Raw genomic sequence first — 14,841 nt, 5'->3', positions numbered from 1 at the left:
TCTTTATATTTTACTAAAATAATGACAAATGTAACTGACTCAAAGTATGTCGGTGATAATCTATCTGCTATTCATTTACTAAAAAAAGATCGTAAAGTTTCAATAAAAGTAAAATATGAAATTACCTTTAAGGAAGACTATAATCCTGAAGGAATTTATCATGAAGGAAGAAATAAATGTAATGTTTTAATAGATTTAATAAAGATTGATAAAAGATGGGCAATCAAAAAAATACATAATGTTCAAATGGTTTAACTAAAAAAAGGATTACTTCTAAGAAGTAATCCTTTTTGATAATTCAACTTTGAATATCTTCTAAATCCTTAGTGAGCCACCCTTTACTCTCATCATCTACCACTTGACTTGTAAAATGAAAAGCAGTTTCTAAGTTCTCTTGGAATTTTACAGCTTCCCCTTGTACTTTATATGCTCGAGCTGCAGCCTCATAAGCATACGCTATGTAAAACGGCTTCAATTCAGCATTTGTACTAATCTCTATGCATTTCTCAGCGTAGTATAAAGCTGTTTCCGCTTTTCCAGTTACAGCATATACTCTCGATAACTGCCAATATCCTATTGATAGATTGGTAGGTGTATGCTCCAGTACCTGTGTCCAATGCCAAAACGAGCTATGACATAAATGAACCATTTCTTCTGATTCTTTCTCAGACCTGTTTTCCAATACAAGTAAATCCCATACCTTATTAAAGCATGTTACTGCTAGTTCCCTATGTGTAAAACTTGGTTTCTGAATGATTTCCTCCACAAGTGGACCTCCTTTTATATAGTACTTTTATATAAGTTTATAATTAATTATAAGAAAATTTAGATAATAAGTATATGGAAAATACAATATCAACATCAAAGAAACCGACTACCTATTGGTAATCGGTTTTACTTTGCTTTATGATTTTACTTCAACAGTACTAACATGTTTCATTATTTTAAACATCGGAATCATTATAAGAATACCGAAGACAAATAGTAGAGCTGAGAATTGGTATATAGAGAATAAGGAGAACTGTTCTTTTAGTACACCCGATAAACTCATTGTAATAACCATAGAGCCCATAAATAACGGCGTTAAAATTCCGTTTACTCTTCCCACAAATTTCTCATCTGTATTTTTCAGGATAATTGTATTAATACCAATATGTAATGCTGGCATAAATAATCCCATAAAGAATTCAGCGACTAAAGTGATCCAGAAAAATTCTGACCAACCCATTACAAAAATTCCGATAGCTGTAACAGACATACCAAGCAATAATAATACATGTGGGGCAAGTTTATTTGAAATAACCATAATAACACCACCACCAATAATCATGGCAGCCCCATTTGCAGCAAATAACCATTGTAAATAATCTTTATCTAAACCTAGTCTTTCAGTTACTAAAAATATAGCTAAAGGATGAATAAAACCTAAACCTAATCCTGCGGCTGTAAATACGCCACCTAAAATAACCAAAACCTTACGAGACCAAACATATTGAAAGCCAAGCTTCATTTCTTCCCATAAAGAAGTTGTTTCCTCGGCTTTTTCTTCAATTTCATCTTTTGGAAGTTTTGTTAAAACAAGAGCTGATAATAAAAATGCAATTCCTACGATTCCCATTGAAATAAAGATACCTGATTGTTGATAAACAAACGTACCCAATACTGGACCTAAAATCATAAATATTGCCATCATTGTTTGAAATATAGACATACCAGCTTGCATTTGTTCTCCTGGTACATGTACTTTAAATAATTTCATACTTGAAGGTTGTGAAAACTGCGACAAAATTGCCGACACTAAAGTAGCAAAAAATATGATTTTCCAAGTTCCATATAATAGCGCAAGCAATATAACAAAAATTGATGCTGCACTTAAAAGGTCACACCAAATCATCGTACGCTTTGGTCGCCAACGATCGGCAAAAGTTCCACCGATAAAAGAAAAAATAAAAATCGGTGCAAATTCAGCAACTGAAATTAGAGATATTGCTGTTGCGTCACCATCCGTTTTTTCCATAACAAATAATAATATGGCAAAATTACGGACCCATATACCAATTTGGATGAATAAACCTGCTGACAGAATCGTCTGGACAAAACGATTTTTTAATAATGATGCCATCGAAGGATTAGAAGTACTAGTAGTCATTTTTTACCTCTCCATAATCATTTTATTTTTCTAATCAAAATAACATATGTAAATATTTACATTTTATGCTAAAAACAAGAACTAATGTTCCTTAATAGAACGTACTTTCCTATATTACATTAAAATTCCTTAATGTTCAATGGCTTTCTTAAATTTATTTTATCCAATTTTCTGAATCTTTAATACAAATTATAATTCATAATGAAAAACTAATTCTTCACCATGTTCACCAGAATATCTAATTCCTTTATCAACAAACCCACATTTTCTATATAAATGGATTGCAGGTATATTTGTATGATGTACTGTTAATATGATTTCATTTTTATTAGCCATCATTTTTTTCGTAAAACTAGTTAATATATTCATTGATTGCTCACCAATTCCTCTTCCTTGAAATCGTTGATCGATCGAAAAAGACTTAAAAACAATCGCGTTCTTATTGTTGGTATAGAGATTGTCTTTAGTTCGTCCATCTAAAATAAAAAAACCTACAATGTCATTTTCTAGCAAAATTAGCACTGGTAGTACTTGTTCACATTCAATTTGCTGTAATGCTTCTATTGGATATGAAGTATAGATCGCCTGTTCTTTAGGTAAATCATAATTTGCGATTGCATTTCTGTATTTTTCTTCATAAGGTATTAACTTTACTATTTCAAATGAATTAAATTCCATATTTTCACTCCATTAAGTTTCAAATTTACTTAGACTTGCAATCCTACCCCAAATAAAGGGAGCAATATAACTATGTATACTAAAACAGTCTAAATATTAACACGTTTTCACTTCAAAAATGATTACATATATACAAGACCTGAATTTCGTAAAAAAAGTAGACCTTCAAAAGGTCTACTTTTCAATTATTCTCCTAAGTCTACATTATGGTAAACACGTTGAACATCTTCAATATCTTCAAGTACATCTAGCATTTTTTCAAACTTTAATTGTCCGTCTTCTGGTAATGTTACATCACTTTGAGCAAGCATTGTTAATTCTGCTACTGTAAATTCTGTAATACCTTCATTCTTGAATGCTTCTTGAATTGCATAGAATTGATCTTGGTCTGCATACACAATTACTGCATCATCTTCTTCTAAAATATCACGAACGTCTACATCAGCTTCCATTAAGATTTCAAGTACTTCGTCAGCCGTTTTCCCTTCAAGGCCAATTACTGCTGTTGCATCAAACATATAAGAAACTGAACCAGTTACACCTAAATTGCCACCATTTTTACTGAATGCCGAGCGCACTTCAGCAGCTGTACGATTCACATTATTTGTTAATGCATCAACAATTACCATTGAACCATTTGGTCCAAAACCTTCATAACGTAATTCATCGAAATTCTCTTCAGAACCACCTTTTGCTTTTTCAATAGCACGATCAATAATTGTTTTTGGTACGCTATAAGTTTTTGCACGTTCAAGTACGACTTTTAACGCTTGGTTTGATTCTGGATCAGGTTCACCTTGTTTTGCAGCTACATATATTTCACGACCAAATTTTGCATAAATACGACTTGTATTTGCATCTTTTGAAGCTTTTTTTTCTTTAATATTATTCCATTTACGCCCCATCTTGTTCCACTCTCTTTCAACATTAAATCAAATTTATTAAGTAATTTGCCAATGCTTATTACAATAGAGTTTACCTCAATCTATTAATACATTAACAAATAATCTACCTTATATTATACCTTATTTTTAAAATTTTTCACGAATATAAACGAATGAATCTATATCATTATCAACCAATCTATAAAATGTAAAACAAAAAACATCCGAGATTGTGTCAGGATGTTTTTTAAAGTGGTAGATTATAATTATATTTTATTACTATTTCATTTGATTCCACAGGTTCATTAAAACTTCATGATTTATTTTGAAATAAAGGGCATTGCCGTAACTAATATAACCATCTTTTACAACCCATAATGTTACATTCGTTCCATCAGTTAGAGAAATTGTTAGTTCCTTATATTGTTCATTATTTTGAAAGTTTCCTAACTTTGCTTCAACATCTTCTCTTAAATAAGGTATTGAATCATTTAATGCATTCACAAAAGAATTTAATAATACTTTATCATTTATCTCTGTATATTTTTCAACACTATTATTCCAGTCATCAAATGTTCTCGACTTTGCCTTTTCGATATTCATCAATTGTAATTTCTCGACGATTTCACTTCCACTACTAATCGTTACACCATTTAAACTTTCATAAACTTCAGCATATCCGCTGCTTACGTCATAGGTCATTAATCTAAACTCTTGTTGATATCCTTTTACTGAATAAATATCTACTTCTCCAATTGATGAAGCGAATTCAACTGCATAATCATCTTGATTACTCCATTCATCAAGACCAGCTCTCGTTTTCCCAAGCTTTTCACCTAATAAATTTTTTACTTGTGATGGATCAATTTTTGTAGAAGATTGTGTATAGATTCTTCCTTTATAAACAAATAAAGGCATCATTTTTGCCGTTTCTCCACTTTTAGGTAATTCAATAGCAGGTATCGTAACTCCGCTTTTATCAAGAAGACTTGATACTATTTTCTGACTTTCATTTGATTGGTGGTGATTGGCATTCCAAGCGCTATATCCACCGATCGATAAAAAGGCAATACTAACAGCCAATGGTACAACTTTATATAGATAATTTTTACGTTTTGTCATTTCACTTTTCGCTTTCTTCACACCAATTATAGCTCTTTCATGAAGTTCATTCGGAATCTGGATTCGATTCATTTCTTGTTTGATTTTATCGTTCATACATTTCATCTCCATTCAATTCTTTTCGAAGTTTATTTAGTCCTCTGTATAAGATTGTCTTTGCCGTACCAAGTGGAATGTTTAAAGTCTCCGAAACTTCTTTAATTGTAAAATCAAAATAATACCTTAATATAATTACTTTCTTTTCAGTTTCATTTAATAATTTGATTAAATCATCTAAGGTCATTGAAAGAGATAGATCCTTTTCATCTTTACTCGAAAGTACTTTTTCAACTTCCGGTTTTAATTCAACAACTTTTTTTTGTTTTCGTAATACATCAATTGAACAACTGATGGCAATTTTAATAATCCAAGTTTTTAAGTATTTTGGTTCCTTTAAGTTTTTGATTGATTTAAATGCACGATACGCAGTTTCTTGGACTACATCTAACGCGTCTTCTTCGTTTTTCACATAAACAAATGCTGTTCGATAAATATCGTTTTCATATTCTTGGAACAGTTTTAAAAATGCATGGTCATTTCCTTGTTGCGCTTCTTTTACTAACTGAATCATTTTTTGCACCTCCACATCCCACATATATTAGACGTATCAAGTGATACTTTAGCTTTTATTTTTTTATACGAATGAAAAAAAAGCTCCAACAAGAGCTTTTTAGATGTCATCTATTTAATCATTACTTATTTCTATGTAAAGTATAGTTGTAAATAAATTGTTCACCAATTAAACCAATTTTCCTTCTCCCTGTATCTTGGTAACCAACCTTTTCATATACTTTTTGAGCAGCAATATTTTTATGATTCACTGCTAAAACAATCTCATTGCAGTGTTGAAAAAATTCATTAACAAAGTTTTCTATTTGAAGTAATCCTTTTTTTGCATATCCATTTCCTTGATGCTTATGGTCAATCGAAAATGATGTCAGTAACATAGCATTAGGATTATCGGTATAGTCTTTTACCCTCGAACTGGAATGTAATACAAAGAATCCAACTGGACGAGACTCACTTAAGATGACGATCGGATACCGTTCTTCTGAAGCTTCTAACATGGCTACCGGTAATGAAGTAAATTGTTCTTGCTCTTCCGGTAAACTAAACTCGTTTAACGATTCGAAAAATTCAGTTTTATAATGCTGTAATTCTACTCCATCTAACATATTTAATAATCCTCCATAGTAAACTCCCAATAATAGAACGTATATTCTCATTCTATTATAAAAGAAGAAAAAAAGAAAACTATTTTAGAAGTTAATTATATTCAAATATGTCGTTCACTCATAAACAATATGCTTTTTATATTTGAAAGGATTATTACTCACATTGTTGTAGAGGCACTATTAGCACCGCTATTATTTCGTCTTTGAATCGCATAAACACCCATGACAAGTAGAATTAATTCTTCTGATGATAGTTCACTTTTGAAGCTTTCTAATCTAAATGCAGGTGAGGAGAAAAAACCATTAATTTTCTCGAATTTACATACTAACGTGGTTTCATCTTTAAAAACTTCATACAGTTTGGAAAACGCTTCTGATTTAATCTGAAAAGTATATTTACCATAAGCATCATACTCATATTTCTTGGAAAAGAAAGAAAACCTTCCTCTTAAAGAACCAATCTCCTGACTCGATTGATTACTAATCTTCCACTTTGAGCTTAAAAATGGAAATTTTCCACTTGCAACAATATTTCCATGTAAGTCTAGTACATCCACCCCAGATGAAAACATACTTTTCAAATCAAGTTTTCCTACTATTTCTTTTGATTCATTATATATATCTGTAATTCCTGTAGAAAAGAAGTTCTCATTAAAATATAATGTTTCATTCTTCATATCATCCCTACTTCCAAAAAATGAAGTTTATATCAGCCTAGGATTATCGTAAAAAATAATTAACTTACTTTTAACTTTATGATATAAGTAACATAATTATTTCCTTTCCAAATCCCTCTTACCTCAAAAACCCGCTCACCCTTCTGTGAATCTATCTGAAAAGCATAACCTTCATGATCATTTGTATTTTGATCATAGATATAATTTTTTTTATGTTTCTTATATTCCAAAATTTCAACATTTTCAGGGCGATCAGAAAAATGAATATGTACATATTCTCCCATAAATGCAGAGGTTACTTCTGTCCCTTTCACACTGCTATATGTATCTTTCATGATTAGTTTATCTTTATTCAGTACTTTTCCCCAAGAATAGTTTGATATTTTATAAGGAATCGCTTTATCAGCTAATAGAAATTTCACCTCTGGTTTTTCTTCTTTTGTTAAAATGGTCTCCTGAATAATTAAAAATAAAGTTGAAATTGCAACTATCAATAAAATTCCTTTTTTAAACATTTTACGTACTCTCCATATTTCTTTTGGTACCTATAATGTAAGCTATCCTCATTCAATTGTATATTGGGAAAATTATAAGGCATTTTTTTAATAGTATGTTTACAGCCCTCTCCCTTCCTTAGTACAAAAGAACTACAAAACAAGTAGTTATGACCCATAAAATGATAATACTAATGAAAAAACACCTATTTTTTTTAGGTGTTTTTTTAATTTATTCCATATTATTTGCTGCATTCGATGCCTGGGCTAACTTTTTTAAATAGTACATTTCTTCTCTCATCATGTGATCAGCCATTAAAGCAGAGAATGTCCCGAGTACTTCATGAGATATTTCTAGTTCTTCTAATTCATTTAAAAATACTTGGAAAAGTTCTATTTCTAATTTTATATCACGATTCATTTTTCTAAGTGCAGGAAAACTCATGAGATTCGTTCTTAAGTAACCTGTAAGTTCAACTGATTTAAGATAGAAATGTTCAAAATGATTTGCGAACTCATCACTTTTTTTCTTTAATTTTTTTTCAACAGCATCAAGTGTATCTGAAATAATGCTTGCATGACCAGCCGCATCTAATACCCACAATAAATGATGATGTAATTCATGGAAGATAGGTGGAGTTTGATTTTGTTTTAAATACGAAAGAATTGATAGATATTCTTCAAGTTCATTTACCATATGATTGATAAATGTCTGACTTAAGTGGATCGTAATTTCCGACGTTAATTGCTTCTGTAATAAAGACAATTTAAAATTTCTTAATGCTACAGTAGTTTCTTCTGCAATTTTGGTAATTTCATCTATATTACTTCCCGTGTTTAAACGGTTGAGTAGCTCGTGAAATGCATGTTTGAACGCCTTTGCTTGCTGTATCTCCTCTTGTTCCTTTTCAGCCAATCCATCTAAAATAAATTGTGAGTGATCTCGTAATACTTGTAACCAAAAGGAATGTTCGTATGTAGCAGTTTGGATAAAATTGTCCATCGTCTCCCCCTTAATTATGTAACATTAGTTCATTTTATTAAGGTCCAAACAAATTTATTAGTCTATATCATCAAAGTCTACTATTATATCAAATAAAATAAGTACTATTTATGGGCTACATTCAATCGTAATATGGTTACTTTACTTAACAAACAATCCCTTGGGCATTATGATAATTAAGTGAACACTTTACATTTGAAAGGACTTGATTTCAAAATGAATCATCAACCTGAATACTGGATTTCAAAATTGGATTTAGCCTCACATCCTGAAGGAGGCTATTACAAATCTACATATCGATCAACCGAACAAATTTCTGATCAAGAGTTAACTGTACAATACAATGGTAATCGTTTACTTTACACTAGCATTTATTTCTTATTAAAATCGGAGGACATTTCTCACTTTCACCGTTTAAAATCTGACGAGTTATGGTATTTCCATGCTGGAAGCGCTCTAACGATCCATGTAATCCATGAAAGCGGACAGTATGAAGAAATTAAATTAGGTTTAAATCTAGAAAATGGAGAAGTTCCTCAATATTTAGTTCCAAAAAATTCAATCTTTGGTTCATCTGTAATGGAACAAGATACATTCTCTTTAGTTGGATGTATGGTATCCCCTGGATTTGCATTTGAAGATTTTGAGTTATTTACTCAAAATGAATTATTAGAACAATATTCTGAGCATGAAGAAATTATAAGAAAACTAGCTTACGAAACACTTCCTGAGTAAATTAAAAAATGGCAACTAATCTTAAATTAGTCGCCATTTTTTATTCGGTGCGGTTTTCAAGACCTGTTTAAAAATCACTATCTACCTTACTTCATATCTAAATAAGCTGTGCTTGCGTATCCTTTATACCCTTTGTAAGTTACGATTGCCCACCCCGTATTTACAGATGTTTTACTCTTGGCATATCCTAAGAAACTTACATTTGCACCTTTAGGTATGACAGTTAATACTTTGTATTTTGTACTTGGACCTGTACGTAAATTTAGATTTGCTTTCGATGTAATAATAGATTGTACTTTTGCTAAATACTTTGTACTAACAAATGCCACGCCACTTTTAGTTGTTGTTGTTTTAATCTGAGCCCAGTTTGCATTCGTATATTTAACAATTTCTATTTGATCTTTTTTTCTTAATGAATCAACAATTTTTGAGTTTGTATTTGGTGCAGAACGAACATTCAACTTACTTGCAGTAACTTCATACACACTAATTGGTGCATCGATAACGGCTGCACTTACCTTTTGAGGAGTTATTACCCCACTACTTGAAAATGACATTGCAGTAGTTAAAGCGATTGTAGAAACAAATGCTTTTAATAATTTATGTTTCATATACTATTCCTCCATTAATACTTAATATTTTCGGTGTCTTCGTTGCAATTGAATAAGGAAATTGTTGATTTTCTATCTAGGATGTGTGTATTCTCCTTTCCTTTGATAGCCTAATCATATGGCAATGTTGTTTCAAATTAAGTCATCAGATGTTTCGAAATTGTAAATATTCATAAGCTATTCGGATCAAAAAAAAGGGAACTCAATTGGTAAAAACATACTAGTTTAACAGGAAATATTTGTATACGTTACCAGAATATGGACAATCTAAGCTTTGAATTTGTTTATTGGAGGTACACAAATGGACAATCAGCACAACGAGGAAGAAATATTAACAAATCGTCAAGGACATCCAATTACTGATAATCAAAATGTTAGAACCGTTGGAAATAGAGGCCCCACAACATTAGAAAACTATGACTTTTTGGAAAAAATCTCTCATTTTGACCGAGAGCGTATTCCTGAACGAGTTGTACATGCACGAGGTGCGGGTGCAAGTGGTTATTTTGAGGCATATGGTAAAGTCGGTGAGGAAACAATCTCTAAATACACTAGAGCGAAACTATTTCAAGAAGCTGGCAAACAAACTCCTGTTTATGTTCGCTTTTCTACAGTTGTTGGTGGTGGACATTCTCCAGAAACTTTGCGTGATCCTCGGGGATTTGCAGTTAAATTTTATACCGAAGATGGGAACTGGGATTTAGTCGGAAACAATTTGAAAATATTTTTTATCCGTGATCCATTAAAATTTCCAGATATGGTTCATTCATTTAAACCAGATCCAGTCACAAACTGTCCAGATCCTGAAAGAATGTTTGATTTCCTACATTTAACACCTGAATCTACTCATATGGTTACGTTTTTATTTTCACCTTGGGGTATTCCAGCAAATTATCGTCAAATGCAAGGTTCTGGTGTTAATACATACAAATGGGTAAATAAAGACGGAGAAGCAGTCCTAATTAAGTATCATTGGGAACCGCTTAACCAAGGTATTAAAAACCTTCTTCAAAGTGAAGCCAATGAAATACAATCTACAAATTATAATCATGCAACACAAGACTTGTATGAAGCAATTGAACAAGGAAATTTCCCAGAATGGGAATTATGTGTACAAATTATGAGTGATGATGAACATCCTGAACTCGATTTTGACCCACTTGATCCTACTAAACTTTGGGATCCAGACAAGTTTCCATTTTTAAAAGTTGGAAAAATGGTACTAAATAAAAATCCAGAGAATTATTTTGCTGAAGTAGAACAGATTGCTTTTGGTACTGGTGTACTTGTTGATGGACTTGATTTTTCAGACGATAAACTATTGCAAGGACGTACATTTTCATATTCTGATACACAACGTTATCGTGTAGGAACAAATTATTTACAACTACCAGTTAATTCACCAAAGAAACATGTTGCTACAAACCAACGTGACGGCCAAATGGAATATAAGGTTGACAAGGCATCGGGACAAAACCCACATGTGAACTATGAACCTTCATCTCTTGGCGGATTAAAAGAAGCACCAAAAAATGGTAAAGATCATGAACCAAGTTATAACGCAAAATTAGTACGTCAAAAAATTGATCGTCCAAATGATTTTGCTCAAGCAGGTGATACTTACCGAGCTTTCGATGAAACAGAAAAAAATGAGTTAATCTCAAACCTTGTCGACGCTTTAAAAGTATGTAAGCCTCATATTCAAGAAACAATGGTTGGCTATTTTACGCAAGCTGATGCAGATTATGGAAAAAGAGTTCGCGACGGCTTGGAGAAAGTAAAACGTGAACGATCTGAACATACAAGTAATCATGCGGCAGACAATGCAGTAGATAAATCAAAATCGTTGGGCCATGAATCCGATCGATATTAAATAAAGGTGTTGGTACGATTGTACCAGCATCTTTTTTGTGTAATCTTCTTAAATACGGAAAGTCTATTACGAAAACTAATAGTTTACGCATGTTTCGTCACAGGCTAAAATAAGAGTATGACTTTTTAGAAAATTATGACATACAATTCACAGTACGAGATATGGAGGGGAATGACCTTGGATAAATATTGCCATGAGACAAAAGTAATCCGAACAAAAAGAGTATTTCCTAATGAAATTAATCACTTCAATACATTATTTGGCGGCGTTTTAATGTATGAAATCGATGTGGTAGCTAGCATTTCAGCAGCAAAACTTTGTTTATGTGAATGTGCGACTGTATCAACAGATTCCGTTGAATTTCTACGTCCAATTATACCGACTGATGCTGTTTGTTTAGAAAGTTTTATCAGTTGGACTGATGAACGTTATATGGAGGTATTCGTCAAAATCACGACTGAGAACTTACGAACTGGTCAACAGCAACTTGCTGCGACTGCTTTTCTCACTTTCGTTGCTTTAGATGAAAATGGAAAACCCCGTCCAATTCCACAAATTCGCCCTTCTACAGATGAGGAGTATGCGTTATATTTCGGAGGAAATGAACGCGCACGTTTACGAAAAGAGCGACGAAAATCTACATATGCAATTGCAGATATATTGACTGTATAAAACTCAGCCAATTTTTGATAATCTACAATAAAAAAGGAAATTCATCATTGTGAATTTCCTTTTTTATTTTAACAAACTCTTTGCGAGTTCTTCTCAAAAAATCTAGTTTCATTTTGTGCTGCAACTATATAATTCTCGTTTTCGTTGCAAATTCTCCAACCGTGTCCTCTTACATAGTCGCATGGAACGATTTGCTGGCTTTCTAGATATACTCTAGAAACCGTGCTATATCCTGATTCATTTTGACTTGAAGTAGTATATAAGACACCATTATGAGCACTAATATCTAAATAACTACCTTGAACATCGGTGCTATAACATGTATTCCAATAATATTCTGTTTTCCTTTTTATATCATGTAATGATATAAATTCAATGATGCCGTCTTTACCACGACAAGATCCACTTACCGTTACTAATTGGTGATTCGTAACAATCATAGCTGAAATCATTTGATTCGTTTTTGCATTCAATTTTGTTACTTCATGAGAAGATAAATCCATCATCCATACGCCACCGTTTTCGGGATGAATCTTTGTGCCAATAAACAAATACTTTTCATATAGGCAAAGTGAGCGAATTGAAGGAGGATTATGAACGTCAAAAGGTGATAAAACACTCCAAGTCTCTCCATAATTAGTTGATATGTAAATTACTTTCTCACCATGAGCAACTACTAGCCCTCTTCCATTACTAACAATGCTCCATACATTTGCTTTAGTTGGGAAATGTTCTACTAACCAATCAATCCCACCATTCGTACTTCGAATAAATATGCCACTGTCGCCAGCCCCATAAATGATGCCCCCTGAGCACGTCAAGTCTCTAATTTGATAGTTTGATAATGATAATGTACAAATCCAATTTCCATTTTCTTCTATGAATATATTCTCACTAGTAGCTAAAACGATACTACCTTCTTCAGTTCTTGTCACTGCTGTAGAACTGAATAAGTTATTCATAGTGCCGCGCCCTCTAATCGCCCAGCAAAGTTAAATGCGAATGTAACGCAACGTTCAATATCTTCTTCTGTTTCTGGTGCAAGTTCTACTTTTAAACCTTGCTCCACAATTTCCGCTCCACATGCCACTAATCGTTCCTCTAATATGTCAACAGCTGCACAAAACTTTGGATAAGCGTGGTCACCTGAACCGAATACTGCAACCTTTTTCCCGGTTAAATTCATTGTTTCAATATCATCATAGAAGTCCTCTACTTCATAAGGTAACTCGCCATCTCCCCAAGTATAAGCACCTAGTATAATACCATCGTATTCTAATAGTTTTTGAGTATTGATGTTTTCAATTTCTTTCATTTCTATTTCATAGCCTAAAGGTTCTATACTTGTTTTGATTAATTCAGCAATTTCCTCTGTATTTCCAGACATACTAGCGAAAGCGATTAAAATTTTTGACATGTGTATTCTCCCCTTACAATCTACTTTTTTATTTAAATAGTCTGTGCATATGCTTCCATCATTTTTGTTTTCATTTCTTTTAACAAACGAAGTTCATTTGCACCTGAAATAAATCCTTCTCTATCATTTTGATCAAGTGCTTCGTTCACTTTAAAATGTAAATGATTTAGCTTTAAGTCTATATCCCAAGCTGAACAAATAGCTCCATTTGAATGTAATGTATCCAAATCTTCTACATGAATATAAAACTCAAATTCATCATTGATCTCTACTAAATAATGCCAACCTAAGCAATCCACATATTTACGTTCATTAATTATCCAAATATCACCTTCATGAAACTCTATTTTTTGTTGATGCTTTTGACCAGGACAGCAGCAAGTTACTTCCTGTTGAAATGTTTCAAGTATCATAAAAGTTTTATCCATTGTTGCACTCCTTTTTTAATTAATGCTTATTACATAGCTCTATTGGTTCATATAAAGATTCTTGTTTATGTCCTATAAAATCCACTTTCTAAATGAATTCTCAGTCAGTTGAAAGTGATAATCATTTTCATTTATTATGATACATGATAATGATTATCATTGTCAATTTAATTTTTAAACAAATTTATTGTAAAATTTCTAAATAAAAAAGAACCTATTTACAGGCTCTCACTTTACATAAAATGAATTTTTAACATAGTATTATCTTCTTTGTCTGGAACCACCAAAAAATAACAGTATAATTACGAGACATGTAATGCCTACAATAATAAAGGGCATTACCCCAGAACTATATACCAAATAGATTTTAATATGACGAATAGCATTAATGATTATAAAAATGATTAAGAATAGAAATAAGACGAGGATTAGAGCCCCATTTTTTTTCCTGTTCAAATTGACAAGCCCCCTTCAAAAAACAAATTCAATTGTTTTCTCAAATATGAAAATAAAGGAGTTTAGTAAACTTTATTAAATACGACTTGTATACATTCGAACATTTCAATTTTTGTTATGCTAGTCATAGCTACCTTAGTTCTAAATAACCTCATGCAGTTTCATTTATTAATGAAAATAGAATCCTGAGGTCTTTAACATAATTTTGAAGACTTGTCCTAACAATAATTGTCATTAAAAAAGATAGTTAGACATGGCTGTACTAACTATCCTATGTTTTTTTTATTCACAAAATAAAAAGTTCCTTTTATTAAATAACTAATCTATTAATACATTAAAACAATTATCTACAAATCCATTTCCAGCCTTGGTTCGTCATCATCCAACCGCATTGTTGGCCCATACCGCCACCTTGACCCATGCCTCCG

17 protein-coding genes and 1 pseudogene are annotated in these 14,841 nt (G+C 32.0%); 4 read left to right on the top strand and 14 right to left on the bottom strand.

From position 1 onward, the window contains the following. On the top strand, positions 1-255 hold a 255-nt coding region (locus tag V7056_RS12950), incomplete at its 5' end, for a hypothetical protein (protein ID WP_499702528.1). Between the two features lie 43 nt (positions 256-298). Here the strand turns inward: V7056_RS12950 and V7056_RS12945 are convergent. From V7056_RS12945 to V7056_RS12900, 10 genes are all read right to left on the bottom strand, one after another. Next, positions 299-766 carry a hypothetical protein gene (locus tag V7056_RS12945; RefSeq protein ID WP_499702526.1) on the bottom strand — a complete coding sequence of 156 codons (468 nt, stop codon included), beginning with the start codon at positions 764-766 and terminating at the stop codon, positions 299-301. 138 nt (positions 767-904) lie between these two features. After that, positions 905-2,149, bottom strand: coding sequence for an MFS transporter (locus tag V7056_RS12940; protein ID WP_499702524.1), 1,245 nt, complete (start codon positions 2,147-2,149; stop codon positions 905-907). A 189-nt stretch (positions 2,150-2,338) separates the two neighbouring features. Beyond that, positions 2,339-2,827, bottom strand: coding sequence for a GNAT family N-acetyltransferase (locus V7056_RS12935; protein ID WP_499702522.1), 489 nt, complete (start codon positions 2,825-2,827; stop codon positions 2,339-2,341). Positions 2,828-3,012: 185 nt separating this feature from the next. After that, a complete protein-coding gene (locus V7056_RS12930; protein WP_499702520.1) occupies positions 3,013-3,732 on the bottom strand; it encodes a YebC/PmpR family DNA-binding transcriptional regulator in 720 nt (239 codons plus the stop codon). A 258-nt stretch (positions 3,733-3,990) separates the two neighbouring features. Beyond that, positions 3,991-4,929: a hypothetical protein gene (locus tag V7056_RS12925; protein WP_499702518.1), complete on the bottom strand. Its 939-nt coding sequence runs from the start codon at positions 4,927-4,929 to the stop codon at positions 3,991-3,993. Next, complete coding sequence (locus V7056_RS12920) at positions 4,919-5,443, bottom strand: sigma-70 family RNA polymerase sigma factor (protein ID WP_499702517.1); 525 nt, start codon at positions 5,441-5,443, stop codon at positions 4,919-4,921. Before V7056_RS12920 ends, V7056_RS12925 begins: the two co-directional genes overlap by 11 nt. A 121-nt stretch (positions 5,444-5,564) precedes the next feature. Then, positions 5,565-6,047, bottom strand: a complete 483-nt coding sequence (locus tag V7056_RS12915) for a GNAT family N-acetyltransferase (RefSeq protein ID WP_499702515.1) — start codon at positions 6,045-6,047, stop codon at positions 5,565-5,567. A gap of 158 nt (positions 6,048-6,205) precedes the next feature. Further along, a complete protein-coding gene (locus tag V7056_RS12910) occupies positions 6,206-6,724 on the bottom strand; it encodes an LURP-one-related family protein (RefSeq protein ID WP_499702514.1) in 519 nt (172 codons plus the stop codon). Positions 6,725-6,783: 59 nt separating this feature from the next. Then, complete coding sequence (locus tag V7056_RS12905) at positions 6,784-7,239, bottom strand: hypothetical protein (RefSeq protein ID WP_499702512.1); 456 nt, start codon at positions 7,237-7,239, stop codon at positions 6,784-6,786. A 211-nt stretch (positions 7,240-7,450) separates the two neighbouring features. Then, positions 7,451-8,221 (bottom strand): DUF2935 domain-containing protein, encoded by a 771-nt coding sequence (locus V7056_RS12900; RefSeq protein WP_499702511.1) that lies wholly within the window; start codon positions 8,219-8,221, stop codon positions 7,451-7,453. Between the two features lie 216 nt (positions 8,222-8,437). Here V7056_RS12900 and V7056_RS12895 point away from each other — a divergent pair, with 216 nt between their 5' ends. Further along, the gene (locus V7056_RS12895; RefSeq protein ID WP_499702509.1) at positions 8,438-8,956 is read left to right on the top strand and encodes a cupin domain-containing protein; all 519 of its coding nucleotides are present in this window, start codon (positions 8,438-8,440) and stop codon (positions 8,954-8,956) included. Positions 8,957-9,042: 86 nt separating this feature from the next. Here the strand turns inward: V7056_RS12895 and V7056_RS12890 are convergent, their stop codons facing one another. Then, complete coding sequence (locus tag V7056_RS12890; protein WP_499702507.1) at positions 9,043-9,567, bottom strand: SH3 domain-containing protein; 525 nt, start codon at positions 9,565-9,567, stop codon at positions 9,043-9,045. A 310-nt stretch (positions 9,568-9,877) separates the two neighbouring features. Between V7056_RS12890 and V7056_RS12885 the strand changes: the two are divergent. Together V7056_RS12885 and V7056_RS12880 are read left to right on the top strand one after the other, a co-directional pair. After that, positions 9,878-11,440 (top strand): annotated as a pseudogene (locus tag V7056_RS12885) (catalase); the annotation flags it as partial. Positions 11,441-11,617: 177 nt separating this feature from the next. Further along, complete coding sequence (locus tag V7056_RS12880; protein WP_499702506.1) at positions 11,618-12,112, top strand: acyl-CoA thioesterase; 495 nt, start codon at positions 11,618-11,620, stop codon at positions 12,110-12,112. 68 nt (positions 12,113-12,180) lie between these two features. Here the strand turns inward: V7056_RS12880 and V7056_RS12875 are convergent, their stop codons facing one another. Genes V7056_RS12875 through V7056_RS12865 form a run of 3 tightly spaced genes read right to left on the bottom strand, consistent with a single transcriptional unit; the run spans position 12,181 to position 13,957 of the window. Further along, positions 12,181-13,074, bottom strand: a complete 894-nt coding sequence (locus tag V7056_RS12875) for a WD40/YVTN/BNR-like repeat-containing protein (protein ID WP_499702504.1) — start codon at positions 13,072-13,074, stop codon at positions 12,181-12,183. Then, entirely contained in the window at positions 13,071-13,529 is a 459-nt protein-coding gene (locus tag V7056_RS12870; RefSeq protein WP_499702502.1) for a flavodoxin, read from the bottom strand. Before V7056_RS12870 ends, V7056_RS12875 begins: the two co-directional genes overlap by 4 nt. 32 nt (positions 13,530-13,561) lie before the next feature. Then, the gene (locus V7056_RS12865) at positions 13,562-13,957 is read right to left on the bottom strand and encodes a hypothetical protein (protein ID WP_499702501.1); all 396 of its coding nucleotides are present in this window, start codon (positions 13,955-13,957) and stop codon (positions 13,562-13,564) included. Positions 13,958-14,841 lie beyond the last annotated feature (884 nt).

The organism is Bacillus sp. JJ664, assembly GCF_036962205.1.
Classification (GTDB): domain Bacteria; phylum Bacillota; class Bacilli; order Bacillales; family Bacillaceae_G; genus Gottfriedia.
This window is presented reverse-complemented; position numbering and strand designations above follow the sequence as displayed.

Excerpts from the sequence above, each read along its gene's own strand:
- V7056_RS12940 (WP_499702524.1), bottom strand. The coding sequence starts at position 2,149 with ATGACTACTAGTACTTCTAATCCTTCGATGGCATCATTATTAAAAAAT.
- V7056_RS12930 (WP_499702520.1), bottom strand. The coding sequence starts at position 3,732 with ATGGGGCGTAAATGGAATAATATTAAAGAAAAAAAAGCTTCAAAAGAT.
- V7056_RS12935 (WP_499702522.1), bottom strand. The coding sequence starts at position 2,827 with ATGGAATTTAATTCATTTGAAATAGTAAAGTTAATACCTTATGAAGAA.
- V7056_RS12905 (WP_499702512.1), bottom strand. The coding sequence starts at position 7,239 with ATGTTTAAAAAAGGAATTTTATTGATAGTTGCAATTTCAACTTTATTT.
- V7056_RS12925 (WP_499702518.1), bottom strand. The coding sequence starts at position 4,929 with ATGAACGATAAAATCAAACAAGAAATGAATCGAATCCAGATTCCGAAT.
- V7056_RS12910 (WP_499702514.1), bottom strand. The coding sequence starts at position 6,724 with ATGAAGAATGAAACATTATATTTTAATGAGAACTTCTTTTCTACAGGA.
- V7056_RS12915 (WP_499702515.1), bottom strand. The coding sequence starts at position 6,047 with ATGTTAGATGGAGTAGAATTACAGCATTATAAAACTGAATTTTTCGAA.
- V7056_RS12870 (WP_499702502.1), bottom strand. The coding sequence starts at position 13,529 with ATGTCAAAAATTTTAATCGCTTTCGCTAGTATGTCTGGAAATACAGAG.
- V7056_RS12875 (WP_499702504.1), bottom strand. The coding sequence starts at position 13,074 with ATGAATAACTTATTCAGTTCTACAGCAGTGACAAGAACTGAAGAAGGT.
- V7056_RS12920 (WP_499702517.1), bottom strand. The coding sequence starts at position 5,443 with ATGATTCAGTTAGTAAAAGAAGCGCAACAAGGAAATGACCATGCATTT.
- V7056_RS12900 (WP_499702511.1), bottom strand. The coding sequence starts at position 8,221 with ATGGACAATTTTATCCAAACTGCTACATACGAACATTCCTTTTGGTTA.
- V7056_RS12890 (WP_499702507.1), bottom strand. The coding sequence starts at position 9,567 with ATGAAACATAAATTATTAAAAGCATTTGTTTCTACAATCGCTTTAACT.
- V7056_RS12865 (WP_499702501.1), bottom strand. The coding sequence starts at position 13,957 with ATGGATAAAACTTTTATGATACTTGAAACATTTCAACAGGAAGTAACT.
- V7056_RS12895 (WP_499702509.1), top strand. The coding sequence starts at position 8,438 with ATGAATCATCAACCTGAATACTGGATTTCAAAATTGGATTTAGCCTCA.